The 20,131-nt window shown below is 38.1% G+C and carries 19 protein-coding genes and 1 pseudogene; 12 read left to right on the forward strand and 8 right to left on the reverse strand.

The window, feature by feature from the left end; translation table 11 throughout:
- Positions 1-27: 27 nt before the first annotated feature.
- The 5 genes from HSM_RS02395 to asd all read left to right on the forward strand — a co-directional run bounded on the left by HSM_RS02395 (position 28) and on the right by asd (position 4,538).
- Positions 28-531, forward strand: coding sequence for an LPS-assembly lipoprotein LptE (locus tag HSM_RS02395; protein WP_012341305.1), 504 nt, complete (start codon positions 28-30; stop codon positions 529-531).
- Positions 531-1,571, forward strand: a complete 1,041-nt coding sequence (gene holA, locus HSM_RS02400) for a DNA polymerase III subunit delta (protein WP_012341306.1) — start codon at positions 531-533, stop codon at positions 1,569-1,571. Before HSM_RS02395 ends, holA begins: the two co-directional genes overlap by 1 nt.
- A 126-nt stretch (positions 1,572-1,697) precedes the next feature.
- Entirely contained in the window at positions 1,698-2,348 is a 651-nt protein-coding gene (ftsE, locus tag HSM_RS02405) for a cell division ATP-binding protein FtsE (RefSeq protein WP_012341308.1), read from the forward strand.
- Positions 2,349-2,357: 9 nt separating this feature from the next.
- On the forward strand, positions 2,358-3,296 hold the full coding sequence (ftsX, locus tag HSM_RS02410; RefSeq protein WP_012341309.1) for a permease-like cell division protein FtsX: 939 nt from the start codon (positions 2,358-2,360) through the stop codon (positions 3,294-3,296).
- A gap of 126 nt (positions 3,297-3,422) precedes the next feature.
- The gene (asd, locus tag HSM_RS02415; RefSeq protein ID WP_012341310.1) at positions 3,423-4,538 is read left to right on the forward strand and encodes an aspartate-semialdehyde dehydrogenase; all 1,116 of its coding nucleotides are present in this window, start codon (positions 3,423-3,425) and stop codon (positions 4,536-4,538) included.
- 192 nt (positions 4,539-4,730) lie between these two features.
- On the opposite strand, the gene purM is transcribed toward asd, so the two are convergent.
- The 4 genes and pseudogenes from purM to HSM_RS02435 form a co-directional block, all read right to left on the reverse strand.
- Complete coding sequence (gene purM / locus HSM_RS02420) at positions 4,731-5,768, reverse strand: phosphoribosylformylglycinamidine cyclo-ligase (RefSeq protein ID WP_012341311.1); 1,038 nt, start codon at positions 5,766-5,768, stop codon at positions 4,731-4,733.
- Positions 5,769-5,956: 188 nt separating this feature from the next.
- Complete coding sequence (gene mutH / locus HSM_RS02425; RefSeq protein ID WP_012341312.1) at positions 5,957-6,631, reverse strand: DNA mismatch repair endonuclease MutH; 675 nt, start codon at positions 6,629-6,631, stop codon at positions 5,957-5,959.
- The gene (locus HSM_RS02430; protein ID WP_012341313.1) at positions 6,628-7,170 is read right to left on the reverse strand and encodes a methylated-DNA--[protein]-cysteine S-methyltransferase; all 543 of its coding nucleotides are present in this window, start codon (positions 7,168-7,170) and stop codon (positions 6,628-6,630) included. Before HSM_RS02430 ends, mutH begins: the two co-directional genes overlap by 4 nt.
- Positions 7,171-7,221: 51 nt before the next feature.
- Positions 7,222-8,644: pseudogene (locus HSM_RS02435) on the reverse strand (porin).
- A gap of 249 nt (positions 8,645-8,893) precedes the next feature.
- On the opposite strand from HSM_RS02435, the gene HSM_RS02440 reads away from it, so the two are divergent.
- A complete protein-coding gene (locus HSM_RS02440; protein WP_011609693.1) occupies positions 8,894-9,190 on the forward strand; it encodes a YfcZ/YiiS family protein in 297 nt (98 codons plus the stop codon).
- A gap of 152 nt (positions 9,191-9,342) precedes the next feature.
- Positions 9,343-10,032: a pirin family protein gene (locus HSM_RS02445; RefSeq protein WP_012341316.1), complete on the forward strand. Its 690-nt coding sequence runs from the start codon at positions 9,343-9,345 to the stop codon at positions 10,030-10,032.
- Between the two features lie 107 nt (positions 10,033-10,139).
- Here HSM_RS02445 and rpoH read toward each other — a convergent pair whose 3' ends face one another.
- From rpoH to narQ, 4 genes are all read right to left on the reverse strand, one after another.
- A complete protein-coding gene (gene rpoH / locus HSM_RS02450) occupies positions 10,140-10,982 on the reverse strand; it encodes an RNA polymerase sigma factor RpoH (protein WP_012341318.1) in 843 nt (280 codons plus the stop codon).
- A 122-nt stretch (positions 10,983-11,104) separates the two neighbouring features.
- Positions 11,105-11,419, reverse strand: a complete 315-nt coding sequence (locus HSM_RS02455; RefSeq protein ID WP_011609690.1) for a DUF2322 family protein — start codon at positions 11,417-11,419, stop codon at positions 11,105-11,107.
- Between the two features lie 15 nt (positions 11,420-11,434).
- The gene (murB, locus tag HSM_RS02460) at positions 11,435-12,460 is read right to left on the reverse strand and encodes a UDP-N-acetylmuramate dehydrogenase (RefSeq protein WP_012341319.1); all 1,026 of its coding nucleotides are present in this window, start codon (positions 12,458-12,460) and stop codon (positions 11,435-11,437) included.
- A gap of 9 nt (positions 12,461-12,469) precedes the next feature.
- The gene (gene narQ / locus HSM_RS02465; protein WP_041605000.1) at positions 12,470-14,173 is read right to left on the reverse strand and encodes a nitrate/nitrite two-component system sensor histidine kinase NarQ; all 1,704 of its coding nucleotides are present in this window, start codon (positions 14,171-14,173) and stop codon (positions 12,470-12,472) included.
- Positions 14,174-14,361: 188 nt separating this feature from the next.
- Between narQ and HSM_RS02470 the strand changes: the two genes are divergently transcribed.
- The 5 genes from HSM_RS02470 to HSM_RS11080 are packed head-to-tail and all read left to right on the forward strand — an operon-like array spanning position 14,362 to position 20,091.
- Complete coding sequence (locus tag HSM_RS02470) at positions 14,362-17,202, forward strand: type I restriction endonuclease subunit R (RefSeq protein WP_012341321.1); 2,841 nt, start codon at positions 14,362-14,364, stop codon at positions 17,200-17,202.
- Between the two features lie 20 nt (positions 17,203-17,222).
- Positions 17,223-18,218, forward strand: coding sequence for a virulence RhuM family protein (locus tag HSM_RS02475; protein ID WP_012341322.1), 996 nt, complete (start codon positions 17,223-17,225; stop codon positions 18,216-18,218).
- Between the two features lie 22 nt (positions 18,219-18,240).
- A complete protein-coding gene (locus HSM_RS02480) occupies positions 18,241-19,641 on the forward strand; it encodes a restriction endonuclease subunit S (RefSeq protein ID WP_041605002.1) in 1,401 nt (466 codons plus the stop codon).
- Positions 19,635-19,838 carry a hypothetical protein gene (locus tag HSM_RS11075; protein WP_012341324.1) on the forward strand — a complete coding sequence of 68 codons (204 nt, stop codon included), beginning with the start codon at positions 19,635-19,637 and terminating at the stop codon, positions 19,836-19,838. Before HSM_RS02480 ends, HSM_RS11075 begins: the two co-directional genes overlap by 7 nt.
- Before the next feature lie 43 nt (positions 19,839-19,881).
- Positions 19,882-20,091, forward strand: coding sequence for a hypothetical protein (locus tag HSM_RS11080; RefSeq protein WP_012341325.1), 210 nt, complete (start codon positions 19,882-19,884; stop codon positions 20,089-20,091).
- Positions 20,092-20,131: the final 40 nt, after the last annotated feature.

The raw sequence follows: 20,131 nt of genomic DNA on the forward strand, positions 1-20,131 counted from the left end.
AGTGCGGTTCAATTTAGGGGAGGTTTTATGTTCAAAAAAATTAAAATAGCATTACTGGGCATTGGCATTTTGCTTATTAGTGCTTGTGGGTTTCATTTTCAAAATGGTGAATTAATTCCATATGAATTAAGAACATTGGTACTGGAAAGCAACGACCCTCACAGTAAAATGTCAATTGCACTACGTCGTCAATTACAAGCTAACAATGTGAGTATCGTTGATAATCAAAATAATGTCACTGTTTTGCGTCTAAATAGCACAAAAAATACTGAGCAGGTAGCCTCAGTTTTCAAGCGAGGTTATGAAGCAGAGAAAATTTTAACCTTAGAAGTATGGGCAACAGTGAGTTTACCGAATAAACAAAGCTATCCGATTTTTGCTAATGTCAACCGCACTTTCTTTGATAACTCTCGTGCCGCATTAGCAAAATCAGCAGAGAAGGAGATTATTTGGAATGATATGCGTGAACAGGCAGCCCGCCAATTAATTGGCAAAATGATTGCATTACAAACGCAACTTCAAGGTAAATAATGAACCGCATCTTTTCCGAACAGCTCCAATTATCACTCAATAAACGGTTGTCCACTGTGTATTATTTGGTTGGACAAGATCCTTTATTGCTGACTGAGAGCCGAGATGCAATTGTACAGACTGCGATATTACAAGGGTTTGATGAAAAGTTAGAAATTACTGTAGATAATACCACTAACTGGCGTTCTATTTTGGAACAGGCTCAATCTATCGGGTTATTCTTTAAGCGTCAAATGCTGATTTTAACTTTACCTGAAAATCCGACCGCACTTATACAGCGGAATTTACAAGAACTGATAACGTCGCTTCATACCGATATCTTACTGATTTTACAGATGGCGAAACTTACTAAGCCAATGGAAAAACAAACGTGGTTTGAATTAGCAGGACAAAAAGAGCCTCAAGCTGTGTTAGTGAATTGCCAAACACCGACTGTCGACCAATTGCCTCGTTGGATCAGTCAGCGTGCATACAGTATGAAATTAGAGATTGTGCCGGAGGCGATAAATCTGCTTTGTTATAGCTATGAGAACAATTTACTTGCTTTAAAGCAGGTTTTACAATTGCTTGATTTGCTTTATCCGGATCATAAATTGACCTTTAATCGAGTGAATTCGGTCATAGAGCAATCTTCCGTATTTACCGTATTTCAATGGATTGATACGTTGTTAGAGGGAAAATTAGAGCGGGCAGTGCGAATTTTACAAGGGTTAAAAGCAGAAGATGTACAACCGATAATTTTGTTACGTGCTTTACAACGAGAGCTACTCACGATTTTACAATTGACCCAACCACAACAGCATATCGCTAATATTGACATTCCGCTGGTGAGTTCACAATTAAAAGAACGGTTTGATCGCTTAAAAGTATGGCAAAATCGACGTCCTTTTTTTATCCAAGCGATACAACGTATGACTTACCGAAAGTTGTATATGATAATTCAGCAACTTGCTGATTTAGAAAGAAAAACCAAGGCGGATTTTAGTCATGATATTTGGAATGAATTAGATAATTTATCTGCAAAAATTTGCTGTTTTTAGTTGAATTCACAAAAAATTTAGGTTTATTCCATATCTCTACTAACGCTTTTTCTTGGATTCATCATTTTTTGTACAAAATATCCGTTATAATTCGTCAATTAAAAAAGTTAATACATAGGAAGAAAAATGATACGTTTTGAAAATGTGAGTAAAGCCTATTTGGGCGGTAATCCTGCTTTGCAAGGACTCAATTTTCATTTACCTATAGGGAGCATGACTTACGTTGTGGGGCATTCCGGTGCAGGGAAAAGTACCCTATTAAAGTTAATTATGGGCATGGAACGAGCAAATGGCGGTAAAATTTGGTTCAATGGGCATAATATTACACGTTTATCTAAATATGAAATTCCTTTTCTACGCCGTCAAATTGGCATGGTTCATCAGGATTATCGTTTAATCACGGAGTATACCATTGCTGAAAATGTTGCACTTCCTTTAATTATTAGTGGTATTCATCCTAAAGAGGCTGAAACTCGAGCATTGGCTGCTTTAGATCGTGTTGGTTTGCGTGAGCGTGCGAAACATTACCCTGTTTATTTATCGGGTGGTGAACAGCAACGAGTGGATATTGCTCGTGCTATTGTGCATAAACCTCAATTATTATTAGCCGATGAACCGACGGGAAATTTAGATATCAAATTATCGTTGGGTATTTTTAATTTATTTGAAGAACTTAATCAATTAGGCATGACGGTGTTAATTGCTACTCATGATTTAACACTTGTCCAGCAGAAACCGAAGCCTTGTTTGGTTTTGGAAAATGGTTATTTACGTTAAGGAAAGGTTATGGCTTATCGTCCTATTTATGCCTCTTGGGGCGTGCAGGTACATTATGTACTGAAAGCAGTGTTGGCAGGGTTAATCAAGAAAAAGTATTCAACTTTAATGACTATTTTAGTTATTGCGGTTTCGTTAACCATTCCAACCGTTAGCTATTTGTTGTGGAAAAATTTATATCATGCAACGACAAAATTTTCTCCTAAAACTGAATTCACGCTATTTTTGCATAAAAATCTATCGGAAACAGATGCCAATATTGTTGTAGAGAAAATACGTCAGCAAGAGGGCGTAGAAAGTTTAAATTATATTTCTCGAAAGGAAAGTTTAAACGAATTTCGTCATTTTTCCGGCTTTTCTGAAGGATTGGATATTCTGGATGATAACCCGCTTCCTGCTGTTGTAATGATTAAACTTACTCAAGAATACAATGAAAATACTAAACGCCATCAACTGCGTGAAAATCTTTTTAAGATTAAGGGAGTGGATGATATACGTTTAGATAATGAATGGTTAGAAAAATTGACCGCACTTTCTTGGCTAATCGCACATATTGCGATATTTTGTGCCGTATTGATGGTATGTTCAGTATTTTTAGTAATTGGAAATAGTATCCGATCTGATGTATATAGCAGCCAAGCGAATATTGAAATTATGAAATTACTAGGTGCAACAGATCAGTTTATTTTACGTCCTTATCTTTACACCGGCATGATTTATGCAATATTAGGTGCGTTATTTGCCGGTATATTTAGTGCCGCACTCATTGGTTATTTTACAAGTGCGGTCAAATATGTCACTGATATTTTTGCAGTCAGTTTTACGTTGCAAGGAATTACTATCATTGAGTTATTGTTTTTATTTGTTTGCTGTACATTAATGGGCTATTTAAGTGCTTGGCTCTCAGCAAGTCGTTATATGAATTTGTTACATAAAAATATTAGATAAAAAGCAGAAAATTTAAAATTCTTCGCTTTTTTATTAAAAAAACTTGATTTTATCTTAAATGTTCTGTAATTAATTGAGATATTCTTTTTACAATTCAACACAACATTAACTAATAAGGGAGATTATATGAAAAATGTAGGTTTTATCGGTTGGCGTGGTATGGTTGGTTCTGTACTCATGGATCGCATGGTACAAGAAAATGACTTTACGAATATTAATCCAGTATTTTTTACCACTTCTCAGGTAGGACAAAAAGCCCCTGTTTTTGCGGGTAAAGATGCAGGTGAATTAAAAAATGCGTTTGATATTGCAGAGTTACAAAAACTCGACATTATCGTTACTTGTCAAGGCGGTGATTATACCAATGAAGTTTATCCGAAATTAAAAGCAACAGGTTGGAATGGCTATTGGGTTGATGCAGCATCGGCATTACGCATGAAAGATGATGCGATTATTGTATTAGATCCGGTAAACCAACATGTGATTAGTGAAGGCTTACAGAAAGGGATCAAAACCTTTGTTGGAGGAAATTGTACTGTTAGCTTAATGTTGATGGCAATTGGGGGGCTGTTTGAACGTGATTTAGTGGAATGGGTTTCTGTTGCAACTTATCAGGCTGCTTCCGGAGCAGGTGCAAAGAATATGCACGAGTTATTAGTACAAATGGGACAGCTGGAAGATAGTGTCAAGGACGAATTGGCAAATCCTGCCACATCAATTCTTGATATTGAACGTAAAGTTACCGCCAAAATGCGTGCAGAGGACTTCTCAACAACCAATTTTGGTGCAGCATTAGCAGGTAGCTTAATTCCTTGGATTGATAAATTATTACCGGAAACAGGACAAACTAAAGAAGAATGGAAAGGCTATGCAGAAACCAACAAAATCTTAGGACTAAGTAATAATCCAATTCCAGTTGACGGTTTATGTGTACGTATCGGTGCATTACGTTGCCACAGTCAAGCTTTCACGATCAAACTGAAAAAAGATTTACCTTTAGATGAAATTGAACAGATTATTGCAAGTCACAATGAATGGGTAAAAGTTATCCCTAACGATAAAGAAGTAACCTTGCGTGAATTAACGCCGGCGAAAGTAACAGGCACATTAAGTATTCCTGTAGGACGATTACGCAAATTAGCAATGGGACCTGAATACTTAGCGGCATTTACAGTTGGAGATCAATTATTATGGGGGGCAGCTGAACCGGTTCGCCGTATTTTGAAACAGCTAGTGCTTTAAATTTAAGAGTGTAGTTAAATTTATTACTCAAGTTGACACTCGTTATTGTTTGTTATCTGAATTAAATACAGTGATAATAAAATAAATAAAGCCCTAATTGGGGCTTTTTTATATTTTAATTATTAATTTGAACGCACTTACATCAATGCTTTGGTAGGATTTTTTCGCTAGAAATAAAAAACTATTTTTTCATCAACAAATCACAACTTTTTCTTCATCAGCATTCGCATGTTCGATTTTACCGATTACCCATGCTTTTTCGCCTACTTGTTGTAATAATGCCAATGCAGTTTCCACATCTTCCTGTGGGAGAGCGATAATCATGCCTACGCCACAGTTAAAGGTTCTATACATTTCATAGCGATCAATATTTCCTTGTTCTTGTAACCATTTGAAAATAGGATGCCATTCCCAACTCTTTTCATTAATTACCGCTTTAACGGAAGACGGTAAAACACGCGGAATATTTTCCCAAAAACCGCCGCCTGTTAAATGGCAAATAGCATGAACGTCAGTATGTTTAATTAATTGCAACACCGGTTTTACATAAATTTTTGTCGGTGCAAGAACTTGTTCAGCGAATGAATGCTCGGCTAATTGTGCTGTTGTCGGATCAATACCTGAAACTTCAATGACTTTGCGAATTAATGAATATCCATTTGAATGAGGACCGCTTGAAGCTAAGGCAAGTAATGCATCGCCTGCTTTAACGTTGGAACCGTCAATAATTTCCGATTTCTCAACTACACCCACACAAAAACCTGCCAAATCATAATCACCGGTATGATACATTCCCGGCATTTCTGCGGTTTCACCCCCTACTAAAGCACAACCGGCTTGCACACAACCATCAGCAATACCTTTGATGACATCTGCTGCAACGTCCACATCCAATTTACCTGTTGCATAATAGTCGAGAAAAAATAACGGTTCTGCACCTTGCACTACAAGATCATTGACACACATTGCGACCAAATCAACACCAATTGTGTCATGTTTTTTTAGGTCAATCGCAAGGCGTAACTTAGTCCCAACACCATCAGTTCCGGATACAAGAATAGGATCCTTATATTTACTTGGCAATGCACATAGTGCACCGAAGCCCCCTAACCCACCAATAACCTCGGGTCTAGTTGTACGTTTTACATCAGATTTAATACGTTCTACTAATGTATTCCCCGCATTAATATCCACACCTGCGTCTTTATAACTTAATGATTGTTTACTCACAATTGAATCCTAAAATTAGTATCGTTATTAAAATAAGCGATATTGTAACACGCTCAGGCAATCGTTTTCGATGAATTTTGTAAAGAAATTTTATCTTTTATTCAGCAAAAGCGGGTTGAAAAATAACCGCACTTTTCCTCGTCTAAAAACGCAGAAATGATTATCTAACGAATTTTCCTGAAAATGATTTAATCCATTAGAAAATCATGCAAAATTTCGGCGGTAAATTCTTTCCGCAAATAAAATCCTAAAGGCAAAGTATCGATTATTTCGCCATTTTTACCGATTCCTTTGGTTAACGCTCGACTATTTGCCCCTTTGGGACGGAGTTGCAGGACCTCACCAATACGGGCTGTAATTTCTGTGAGCTTACCCAGCACAATATAATCCATCAATTCTTCCCAATCTTGACGCAGACGTTGTTCTTGAGAACTTGATGGCTGCCACAAAATTGGTACACCGACATGGCGTTCAGCAAGCGGAATTTGACGTTCACCCTCAATAGGAATCCAAAGCACTTTGGATAATTTATATCTGACATGAGAAGAGTGCCACGTTACACCGCTATTTTGGGCTAAAGGTGCTAAACTCACAAAAGTAGTTTCTAGAGGATAACCTTGTTGATTAACAGGAATTGTTTTTAGCTCAATACCTAAATGGCTAAAATCTTGTTCCGCTTTGCTTCCGGCAGTTGCACCCAGTGCGGTTTCAATAAGCATTCCGACCCAGCCTTTATCTCGCTTCAAATCAGGAGGCACAACCAAATTTAACTCTTCTGCTAATTCAGCAAAGGTTAAACCTGCAATAGATTTTGCACGTTGTAACAGTTCAGCTTCGTGTTGAGGGGGAGTAAGTGCGGTCATGATTGATGATATTTTTGTAATAACTTTGGTTTCACGTATTCAATGCCTCGATCAATATAATCAATTTTTTCCAATTGCAATAAATAGCGTTTTGCCGGCAAGCCTCCGCCAAAACCGGTAAGTTGCTTTTGTTTTCCTAAAATACGATGGCAAGGAATAATAATGCTAATTGGATTACGTCCTACGGCACCGCCCACTGCTCTTACGGCTTTCGGATGATCAATGAAACCTGCCAATTCGCTGTAACTGGCGGACTGCCCATATGGAATTCGGCGTAAAGCCTGCCATATTTTTTGTTGAAATTTTGTGCCTTGCGGATGTAAAGAAAGATCGGAAAAATCTTCCGCTTCCCCTTTAAAATAACGATCCAATGCCGATGTTACCTGCAAAAAGAGCGGTAGATTTTGATTAAAAATCCAACGTGAATTTGGCTCAATTTGTTCTAATTCAAAATCAAGATTTGTCAGCTGATTATTTTGCGACAACATCAGCAATCGTCCAATTGGCGAATGATAATAACAATAAAAAGTAGGTTGCATAAAAGAAAAAAGGCGTATTAACAAAATACGCCTGATTATAACGAATAGCCGTTAGAAACGGTAGCTAAGATTTAAACCGTACAAATTGGCACGTGCCGTTGATTGGTAGTCCGCACTTACTACGGCTAACTGTACATTTGTAACCTGACCTCTATTACCCGGATAAGATACAGTATTTCCAATTTCATATCCCTCTTTAAATTGCCGTTTTTTACCACGTAAATGAGCAAAACCTACGTCAACCGAAAGATTTGGCGTGAAATGATAGGTTGCCCCCAAGCTATACCAAGTGCGGTCGGTATCGGGGATTGAAGCACTCGGATGTTCGGCGGATTCATCATAAGCAATACCCGCACGCAAGGTTAATTTATCATTGACATTATAAGTCGCCCCTAGAGCTACACGAGAACTGTCATCAAAGTTTTCATCTTTATGAAAAGCGACCTGACCGTTATCATAAACGGCATGCAAACTTTGTAAACGGCTCCATTTAGTATATTTATAGCTATAGTGCATAGCGAATTTTTCCGTTAATTGGTGGAAACCGGAAATTTCAAGATAGTCCGGTAAATGTAACGTTAATTTACCTCTATTTCTATAAGGTTCAATACTTCCAGATCCAGCAAGTCTATAACGTAATGCATCGCTATCTTTAAAATTAATATCTACCTTGGAATGATAGGCAATACCGATACGGTTACCCTGATTAAATTCATAAACTGCACCGATATTCCAACCCAATCCCCATGCATTGTTATCTTGTAATTGCACTATAGGGGAATTTGCATCAACCATAGAGGCTAGTGGTGAGAAAATCTTTTTCAGTTTAGGAAGAGAAGCAAGTTTATTAACTCCCTTATCTAAAATACCGGCACGACGCTCAATTTTCGCTTTGGCATAAACCGCATTTAATCCCACACCAATGCTTAAGCCTTTGCTGATACGATATGAACCGCTTAAATTTAAATTAATGGAATTTAGCTCGGTAGTTCCGCCAAAAACACCGGCTTCGTAATTGCTTTTATATTGGCTTTTTAATCCAAAGTTCACATTCATCGCCGCACCGACAGCAAATTTATCATTAATGGGTGCAACAAAATACATATTAGGAATCAAAGCACCGGGAACAATATTCTTTTGTGTGGCTTCTTCGGTTATTGGTTGTCCGCTTGCTCCCTGACCTTGTAAAGCTTTTCCGGCAGAAACACTCACATTACCATTCAGATTAATCTTAGACTGCACATAAACCCCCCCCCATGGAGAATTGTTTTGTATTAAATAAACTCATTAACGCAGGGTTGGTCGCCACAACAGCAGCATTATCGGCAATTGCCGCTTCCCCCGCATAAGCACGTCCCAAACCAGAACTGGAAACTTCAGCAAGTTGGAATGCCGCCGCATTGGCATAAGTTGTGGATAATGCTAGTGCTGACGCAATAAGCGTTGGCGTAAAAAAGTTTTTTGTGAATTTCATTTTTTTCATAAGCAATATAGATAATCTTAGTTGTTAAAAGTCCATCGAATTCTAAAACATGGTTATGACATGAGCAAATAAGTTTACGCCATTAGGTAAGAGGTCAGATCAGTTAAAGAGGGTTTATTTTTTTTAACCTGTTACATTTTATGACAAAAAGAGCGGTCCAAATTGGTTTGGAAGTTGGAGCAAAATTAAAATAATGTTAAAATTCCACCAATTTTTTAATTTTAAATCAAGGAAATAACGATGTCAGAAAATGTATTGAAATGTACTCCGGAGGAAACTAAGGCTTGTTGTTGTGCAGATGTGGGAACGATTATAGATAATTCGGAACTCAGCGTAGACTTTTCTCAAGTCTATGAAAATGAAACAACAGCTCAAGAGGCATTGGCATATTTAACGGAAAAAGCCAGAAAAGCGGAAACGGAATCTTGTGACATTCGTAGCGAGATTAAGGAAGTAAACGGCAATTATCAGCTTAATGCAACGTTTACTTTTAGCTGTCAAGCAGAAACGCTGATTTTTCAATTATCTATAAGATGATTGAACAAATGAGGAATCGAAAAAGGATCATGTTGCCCGTAGCACGAGTTAAGGCAATATGTAACGGTCAAGAATTGTAACTTGTTGAGAACGTGTTCAGAATAGGAAAATGTTCAAATAATGAACACCCCATATTACGTCGAGGAAAATAAATGTTTTATATTAGAAAAGCCAATGAACGTGGTCATGCCAATCATGGCTGGCTAGACAGTTACCATACTTTTTCATTCGCCGGCTACTATGATCCTAAATTTATGGGATTTTCATCATTGCGGGTCATTAATGAAGATCGAGTCAAAGCAGGGTTCGGTTTTGGTACACACCCACATAAAAATATGGAAATTCTTTCTTATGTTTTGGAGGGAACGATTGCACATCAAGATAGTATGGGAAATGTGCAAACAATTTCAGCAGGTGAATGTCAAATTATGTCTGCGGGTACGGGCATAACGCATTCAGAATTTAATCCAAGCAGTACAGAAAATTTACATTTTTACCAAATTTGGATTCAGCCGAATGAGTTAAATATTGCTCCACGTTATGAACAAAAAGCGTTTGCTCATCACGAAGGTGCAACTTTGATTTTGTCACCTCATGCGGAAAATGGGGCATTCAAAATTTATCAAGATATGAAATTATGGCGTTATCAATTAAGAGCAGGTACTCAAACTGATATTACGTTGGATAGTAACCGCTCTTATTGGATACAAGTTGTTAAAGGCACTTTCTTTATCAATGGTCAAACAGTTTCAACAAGTGATGGTGTGGCAATTAACCAAGAACGTTTAGCGAAGATTGAGACGGAAAATGATATTGAGTTTTTGATATTTGATTTGGCTTAAAAATTTTTGGGATTCAATGTTGAGCAAATTCAATGTTCAAGCAAAATAAAAATGCCTGTCTTTGATATATTTCAAAAGCAGGCATTTCCACAATGTTCGAGTAATGCTTAAAAACTCACCGCACTTTTCAGTTTTTTCAACGCATTTGTTTCAAGCTGACGTACACGTTCAGCAGAAATGTTATATTTTGCTGCAAGATCATGTAGTGTTGCTTTTTCATCATCTAACCAGCGTGATTTAATAATATCTCGACTACGTTCATCCAGTTCAGCTAAGGCGTTGGCAACCTGATCTGCTGCTTGTGTCTCAAAATTTTCGTTTTCTAGCTCAGCCGCAAAATTTGAGCTTTTATCTTCTAAATAGAGTGCTGGTGCGTAACTTTCGTCATCATCAACAGGTAAATCAAAACCGACGTCAGATCCTGTCATTCGGCTTTCCATCTCAAGGACATCTTCTTTGGAAACGCCCAATTCATTTGCAACCATATCAACTTCTTTATCACTGAACCAACCTAAGCGTTGTTTAGTTTTACGTAGATTAAAGAATAATTTACGTTGTGCTTTAGTTGTTGCGACTTTAACAATACGCCAATTACGTAATACATATTCATGGATTTCAGCCTTAATCCAATGTACTGCAAAAGAAACCAGACGAACACCAACTTCAGGATTAAAACGTTTCACCGCTTTCATCAAGCCGATATTACCCTCTTGAATAAGATCGGCTTGCGGTAAACCATAACCGGAATATCCACGTGCGACATGAATAACAAAACGTAAATGGGACAAAATCAATGTTTTTGCCGCATCTAAATCTTGGTGATAGTACAAACGTTCCGCCAATTCCTTTTCTTCTTCTGCAGTCAACATTGGGTAATCATAGGCTGCGTGGATATAACCTTCGATACTACCTTGCGGAACTAACATCATTGCTTGTGTTTCTTTATTCATTCTATTCCTTTTTGTTTATAAAAGACTTATTTTCTCTATACTTTAAGACTTTTAATTGTTTTAATCAATTAATATCTTAAATTCTAATAGTTAGACCATAAATACATTAAAAAGTTTTCGTGTTATTTTAAAATTGGCACAAGAACATATTCTACATTTTGTTCAATTACTTGTAATAATAAATCAATATTTGGGTGCTTCCCCGGATTTTCTTTAGCATCTAAAACATGTTCGGCAAATAGTTGCACGCCTTTTTCCGCACAAGTGCGGTCTAATTTACCGTTAAATTTTTGAGCCAACGCATTATAAACACGCAAAGAACCTAATTTTCCCTGCTCGGCAGGAATATGATGCACGACTTGATCGTTTGCTAATATATCTAAACCGGACAAGTGTTCAATACTGGGTAAGCTCGTTAAAATTGTTTGGAAATCCATTTTATTTCTCCATTATTATGAAATATAAGCAGTACTATCCACTTCACCGTTTTCCCCAATAAAGCGTACTTCCGGTCGTAAATAGACGTTAAATTTTAGTATTACCGTTTGGTGAATATGCTGTGCTAATTTAACCACATCCGCACTACTTGCATTATCTTTATTAATAATGACGAGTGCTTGTTGCTGATGAACAGCGGCACCGCCGATTTGATAGCCTTTAAGTCCAGCTTGGTCAATTAACCAACCTGCTGCTAACTTAATTGTGCCGTCCGGCTGTGGAAAAAAAGGTATAGTTGGGTAATCTTGTTGTAAAAGCGAAAATGCTTGTGCTGAAATAATCGGATTTTTAAAAAAACTACCGCTATTACCAAACTCATCGGGATTGGGTAATTTGCTTTGGCGAATATGACAAATTTCAGCAAAAATTTCTTGTGCGTTGACTTGATGTGTATCGAATTCAGTTAATGTGCCGTATTTTAATACCGGTTGCCAATTTTTTGCTAATTTTAGACCAACTGCGGTAATAAAATACCCTTCTCTGTATTGCCTTTTAAAAATACTTTCTCGATAAGCAAACGCACATTCTTCATTGCTTAAACGAAATATTGTATTTTTTTGTAAATCCAATACGTCCACATAATCACAAACATCTTTAAATTCTACGCCATAAGCACCGATATTTTGAATGGGTGCCGATCCTGCACAACCCGGAATCAAAGCGAGGTTTTCTAAACCATAAATGCCTTGTGTTAAGGACCATTGCACTAAATTATGCCAATTTTCTCCGCCATTAACATGTAAATAATGAAAGTTTGCATCTTGCTTATGTTCAATCCCCATAAGCTGATTAATAAATACAATGCCTTTAAAATCGTCCACAAATAAAACGTTACTTCCTTGTCCCAAAAATAAGATCGGCAAAGCGTTCTTTTTCGCTAATTTCCATTGCTCAATTAACTCGGAAAGTGCGGTGATTTTTATAATTTTTTTTGCTTTAGACGGAAGATGAAATGTATGAAAGTCTTGTAAATTTTCCATTAATATTCCTTAAAATGTATTCGGTAAAGTTAATTTCACTTCGGTACCGCCTGTCGAATGATTTTGAATAGACAAACGTGCATTTAATTGGTTACTGCGTTCTAACATAATATTTAATCCATAATGCCCGGTTGGTTCCTTTAAACTTGGAATACCAATGCCATTATCACGCACAGCCAATTCATATTCACCGTCATCATTAGTATAAGCCAGCACTTCAATTTCTGTGCCTTGTGAATGTTTAATCGCATTTAATGTCGCCTCTCGCACAATTTGTAACGCATGAACTAGTTGTTGGGCGTTAAATGTTTGTGAAGGCAAAGAACAATCCACTCGCATTCGCATTGAGGTTTGATTGCGTAATGAATCTATCACTTGTTCTAAAGCAACCTGTAAATTTGCCTCTTGTATGGTTAAGCGGAATGTGGCGAGAAGTTCACGCAACTGTAGATAACCGGCGGTAACTGCTTGCTCAAAATCTTGAATAATTTCTTGGCTTTTGGCTTTGGCATCTTGAGTTTCTTGTTGTAGGGTATGTTTTAATAAAGTGAGTTGAATTTTCAAATAAGACAATACTTGAGCCAAAGAATCATGTAATTCTCTTGCAATAATTGACCGCTCTTCCATGAGTAATAAATGCTGTTGTTGTCGTTGCATTTGGTAAAAATACAGCGTGCGACTGAGCATTTGCGAGACATTGTGCATTGTGCGTAAATCCGGACAAGGTAAGCCGGCTTGCCAACGCATAATCCCAAGTTGATTATTTTCGATTTCTAAATCCATACTTTGTAAATCAACGGGGTCTTGTTTTGTTCCTAAAGAAATATGCCAATGCTCTGCACCATGAACAATTAATTCTAAATACCGCAAATGTTCATTAATCATCACTTGTTTTAGCATTTGTTGAAATAGTTTAGGTTCAATGGCTTTTGTAGTAACAAGTTGAGAACAATGATAAAGCATGGTTAAAGAGCGGTTAGCTTGACTTAACTTTTGTGTTTTCTCATTCACTTTTTCCTCCAACGTGGCATAAAGTTTTTTTAACTCGGCTGCCATTTGGGTAAAAACTAAAGCTAATCGACCAATTTCATCATCACTTTTGGTGTCTAACGGAATATGGTTAAATTGTCCAATTTGAACTTGAGAACTTGCCAACGCTAATTTTTCCAATGGGGTAACAACTCTTTTGCGTGTAAAATAAATGACATAGGATACCATAGCTAAAATCACAATCATTGCTACTAAAATACTGAGTACGGCGATTTTAAGTTTCAGCTCCGCAAAATACTGTAAAGTATTTACAAATTGATCTACTTGATCGACATAGCTGGCGATTTCTGCACGGTAAGCATCCTTGTTGTTTTCTTTTGCATGCTTTTCCATGATCTCCCAACGCTTGATTAAATTACGATAGGATTGCCTTACATCATTAGGTACAAGAAAATGCCGACTAATTTTGAGTAATGGCTCTGAATGCAAACTTAAACGATATTGACGCAATGCCCTCTCTACATTGTCCGGTTCATATTCCATTTCATAAAAAAGTCGGTAACTTTGCATACGTAATGAGCCGGAAACATTGATTAACTCTGCATCAGATTTATTACTTTGCATAATAGCTAAACTCATTATGCTAATTAACGATACAAAAATAATGATGAGCAATAAATAGTTGGCAATTTTAGTTGAAACAGAATGATTTTTTATATTCATATGAAAATCTTTAAACAAAATCCGCACGCTATCATACAACAGAATATGCTGAATACCGCATACTTTATTATTCATGCCGATGGCTTATCATATACTGACTGTATTCAACTTTAATATCATCGGCAAATTCCCTCAAAATACGCCATCAATTTTGCTATAATACTCCCCGCATATTGAGGGCAGAAACAATGGTAAAAAATAGCACAATCAATCAACATCCGGAACAACAAACCAAAGACATTATTGACGAAAAACTCATACAAGCAGGTTGGCTTATTCAAACAGTTAAAGCTTATAATCCTAATGCAGGTTTAGGCATTGCCGTGCGTGAATATCCCACCGGCACAGGACCTGTGGATTATCTGTTGTTTGTGGATAGAGAGCCTGTTGCCATTATTGAAGCCAAACAAGAAAATTTCGCCTACAAACTCAACACCATTGAAGAGCAAAGTGCACGCTATGCCAAAAGCGAACTCAAAAACATTGCCCAAGCCGACATCGCTTTTTTGTATGAAAGCACGGGTACCATCACACGCTTTACTAATTGCAATGACCCCACGCCAAGAGCCAGAGAAGTATTCAACTTTCATCGCCCCGAAACCTTACAAAAATGGGCAACTGAAGGCAAAAACACCTTGCGTGCTAAATTAAAAGCACTACCTGTACTCAATCCGCAAAATTTGCCTGCTTGTGAGTTAAACTTGCGTGATTGCCAACTGACCGCCATTGAAAATATACAAACTTCGCTTGCTAAAGATTTGCCACGTGCCTTAATTCAAATGGCAACAGGTGCAGGCAAAACTTATACTGCGATTAACATTATGTACCGTTTGCTCAAATACACAGGCAAACGGCGGATTTTGTTTTTGGTGGACACCGTCAACTTGGGCGAACAAGCCGAACAAGAAATGCTGGTTTTTACTCCGCCGGACGATAACCGTAAATTCACCGAACTTTACAACACCCAAGTCATCAAATCACCACATATCCCTAAAGGTGTGGAAGTGTGCATTTGCACTATTCAGCGTATGTATTCTTTATTGAAAGGCGAAGATGTAGCTATTCCTGATGACAGCGTTGAATTGGAAGAATGGGAAAACCGTTTAAAAGAACCTTTATCCGTTGCCTATCAACCCAATTTACCGCCCGAATTTTTTGATTTTATTTTTATTGATGAATGCCATCGATCTATTTACAACTTATGGCGACAAGTGCTGGATTATTTTGATGCCTATTTGATCGGCTTAACCGCAACACCCGATAACCGCACTTTTGGTTTTTTCAATCAAAATGTGGTCAGTGAATATAGTCACGAACAGGCGGTTGCAGACGGCGTCAATGTGGGCAATGAAGTGTTTTTGATTAACACTAAAATCAGCATACAAGGCGGTAAATTCAAAGCCGAGGAACTGGTAGAATACCGTGAACGTACTACACGCCGTAAGCGTTGGCAACAGCAGGACACAGACGAAAGCTACACTGCCAAACAGCTTGATCGTGATATTGTTAATCCTAGTCAAATTCGCACAATTATCCGCACTTTCCGTGATCATTTGCCAATCATATTTCCCAATCGTCAAGAAGTGCCAAAAACGCTGATTTTCGCCCAAAACGACAGTCATGCTGATGACATTATCAAAATGGTGCGTGAAGAATTTGGGCAGGGCAACGAATTTTGTAAAAAAATCACTTACAAAGCTAAAGACGATATTTTGGACGAAAATGGCGATATTGTAGAGCAAGGCGAGGAGCCGAAAACCATTCTTGCCAATTTCAGAAACAGCTATCACCCACGCATAGCCGTGACGGTGGATATGATTGCCACAGGCACCGATGTGCGTCCGCTTGAATGTTTGCTGTTTATGCGTGATGTGAAAAGTCGAAATTATTTTGAGCAAATGAAAGGGCGTGGCACACGCACGCTTGATAAAGACGGTTTGCAAAAAGTCAGTCCGCCCGCACCGTCTGCCAAAACCCATTATGTGATTGTTGATGCGATTGGTGTAACCAAGTCCTTAAAAACCTCAAGTATTCAGTTAGACACCAAGCGTTCCGTGAGTTTTGCCGAACTGGGCAGAGCGGTGGTGTTTGGCGGAGCGTTTGATATGGACAGTATTAGCTCATTGGCTTGTCGTTTGTCTCGTTTGGACAAACAATTAAGCCAAGATGAACAGCAGCAAATCAGTGAAATTCTAGGCGGTGTTGCCTTATCACAAGTGGTCAAAGACTTGTTTCACGCCATCAATGCCGATGAAATTCACAAGCATGCTTGCGAACAAGAGGGTATTTCCCTTGATGAAACGCCGTCCGAAGAAACGCTATTAAAAGTGCAAAAGCAACGTGTTCGCACCGCTACTAAAACACTTTCCATGGAGCTGATTACCGCTCTTGATGAAATTCGCAAACAGCACGAACAAAAAATCGACCACGAACTGGACGAAGTTACCCATGTGGGCTGGGCGGAAAATGACGAAGCGATTACCCAAAATTTTGCAGATTGGATAAATGAACATAAGGACGGCATTACCGCCCTGCAAATTTTTTACAACCAGCCTTATCAACGCCAAGCATTTACCCTTGCAATGATAAAAGAGTTGGCAAACGCAATCAAAAAAGCCAAACCCAAACTGGCATTCAGCCACATTTGGCAAGCCTACGCACGCCTAGACCAAGTCAGCGAGCAAAAACAAAATGAACTCACTGCACTAGTCGGTCTCATTCGTCGCGTGGTGGGTATTGATAACAAAATCACACCATTTGCTCATATTGTGCGTAAAAATTTCCAAAAATGGACATTTGAGCATAATGCCCGAGCAGACAAAAAGCTCACCGAAGAACAAATGGCGTGGCTTGCGATGATAAAAGAACATATCATCACTTCATTTTCGATAAAAAGCGATGACTTTGAACTCACACCGTTTAATCAGCACGGTGGATTGGGACAAGCCTATGATGTGCTTTGTGGCATTACCCAAAATGACGATTTTGACGCATTGCTTGATGAAATTAACCAACGATGGACAGCGTAACCGAAAACAGGGCAAAAATAATGAGCGATTTAATTATTTACCAAACCGATGACGGCAAAACCCAAGTCAGCCTATTGGTTGAACAAGGCGAAGCGTGGCTCACCCAAAATCAGCTTGCCGAACTTTTTGATACCTCTGTACCAAACATAACCACTCATATTAAAAATATATTACAAGACAATGAGTTAGATGAGGATTCAGTTATTAAGGATTATTTAATAACTGCGTCAGACGGCAAAAATTACCAAGTCAAACATTATTCATTGGCGATGATTTTGGCAATCGGTTTTCGGGTGCGAAGCCCACGTGGTGTACAATTTCGCAAATGGGTAAACAGCACACTGCAAACTTATCTAGAAAAAGGTTTTTTGATTGATAAAGAACGGCTGAAAAATCCACAAGGTCGCCTTGATTATTTTGATGAATTATTAGCCGATATTCGTGAAATTCGTGCCAGCGAAATGCGGTTCTATCAAAAAGTGCGTGAACTGTTCAGCCTGTCCAGCGATTATGACAAAACAGACAAAGCCACGCAGATGTTCTTTGCCGAAACACAAAACAAACTGCTCTTTGCCGTTACGCACCACACCGCCGCTGAGCTGATTTTAAGCCGAGCCGATGCCGATTTACCGAATATGGGTTTGACTGCTTGGAAAGGCAAAGTGGTTCGCAAAGGCGATGTTGTGATTGCCAAAAATTATCTAACGGCAGACGAATTGGACAGCCTAAACCGTTTGGTAACAATTTTTCTTGAAAGTGCCGAATTGCGTGTCAAAAATCGCCAAGATTTAACCTTGTCATTTTGGCGGAACAATGTGGATAATTTACTTGAATTTAACGGATTTGCCATTTTGGACAATCAAGGCAGTCGCACCAACGCCCAAGCCCAAACCATAGCTCACGAGCGATACGAGCAATTTCACGCTAAGCGACAAGCCCAAAAACTTATCAATGCAGACAGTCAGGACTGGCAAGAATTGCAAACCCTAGAAATTGAACTTAAAAAAGCGAAATAACCCAACGATGAGCAAGCATACAATGACCGCAAACAACACATTACCGCAAGGGTGGAAGAAATATAATTTATTTGAAATTTGTAAACCCAAACAATGGAAAACTATTGCAGTAAAAGATTTAACAGATACAGGTTACCCTGTTTATGGTGCAAATGGTGTTATTGGCTATTACCATAAATATAATCACGAAAATGCTACTGTTCTACTAACTTGTCGTGGAGCAACTTGTGGTGAAATTCACATTTCCAAGCCATATTCATACATAAATGGCAATGCAATGTGCATGGATAATTTATCTGAAAAAATAACAATTGAATTTCTGTATTTTTATTTAAAATCAATTAATTTAAGTTTTATTATTTCAGGTTCTGCACAACCACAAATTACACAAGTTGGACTAAAAAAACTAGAAATCCCGGTTCCTCCATTGCCAACTCAACAAGCCATCGTCAATAAAATAGAAACCCTATTTGCCGACATTGATGCAGGGATAGATAGATTGAAAACGGCACAAAAGCAGTTAAAACAATACCGCCAATCCTTGCTCAAAAATGCCTTTAATGGCGAACTGACTAAAGATTGGCGTGAACAAAATGCTGATAATTTGCCGTCATCAAGCGAATTACTCGCCCAAATTCAACAAGCAAGGGAAGCTCACCACGCCAAACAGCTTGCCGATTGGCAAAGTGCGGTTGAAAAATGGGAACAAACAAGGAAAATTGGGAAAAAACCGAGTAAACCAAAAGCCCAAACACAAGCGGTTCAATTTGAAGAAAGTTTGGAAGATTTGCCAAGTGGGTGGGGAACAATCAAAATCAATCAAGTGGCTAATATTTTTACAGGTGCGACACCATTAAAAAGTAATCCTAATTATTATATAAATGGTTCAATTCCTTGGGTTACAAGTGGTAGCTTAAATAATGCATTTGTAGAATGTGCTGATAATTTTGTTACAGATTTGGCTTTAAAAGAAACCAATTTAAAATTATTGCCAAAGCATACTTTACTTATTGCAATGTATGGAGAAGGCAAAACTCGTGGAAAATGTTCTGAATTATTAATTGAAGCAACAACCAATCAAGCGATTGCAGGAATTGTTCTTTATGAAAATTTTCCAATCAGCAGACAATTTTTGAAATTCTATATGTTTAAAAATTATGCAGATTTACGCCGACAATCATCTGGTGGAGTTCAACCAAATTTAAATTTAAGTTTAGTGGGAAATATTGTTTTTCCTTTTCCCTGCTTAACCGAACAAACCGAAATTGTCCGTATTTTGGAAAGCAAACTTTCTGCCTACGACCAACTTGCCACCACATTAAGCAAACAACTTAAACAAGCCGAATTGTTAAAACAGGCGGTATTGAAATCGGCATTTTCGGCTAGATTGGAGATTGATCAAGGGGGCGATAAGCAATGTTAAATTGGAATGATATTGAACAGATGCTAATCAGTGGCAATCTATGCCAAGAAAAGCTTTATTTGGAGTATAAAGAAGCAAAAAACGATGTACCCAAAGCGGTATGGGAAAGCTACTCTGCATTTGCCAACCAATCGGGGGGGCTTTATTTTGCTCGGGGTTGCCGAAAAACCAAATCTGCATATTTCCGGCGTGGGTAATCCTATAAAAATTCAAGATCTCTTGTTCTCACAATGCTGAAATGTGGAAAAAGCTAGTTGTGCTTTGCTCAATAGCGATGATGTCCGACAATTTGGGATCCAAGGCAAAACGGTGATTGCTGTTTATGTTCGCAAGGCGGAAACAACACAACGCCCAGTGCATCTAAATCAAGATTATCGCCGCTCTTTTATTCGGTTAAATACAGGCGATCATCGGCTCAACGATAGCGAATTGCGTTCTTTCTTAATCTAGCTATACCCATAAAGATTTTGATGGGCATATTTTACCCTAT

It is taken from the genome of Histophilus somni 2336 (assembly GCF_000019405.1).
Lineage (GTDB): Bacteria > Pseudomonadota > Gammaproteobacteria > Enterobacterales > Pasteurellaceae > Histophilus > Histophilus somni.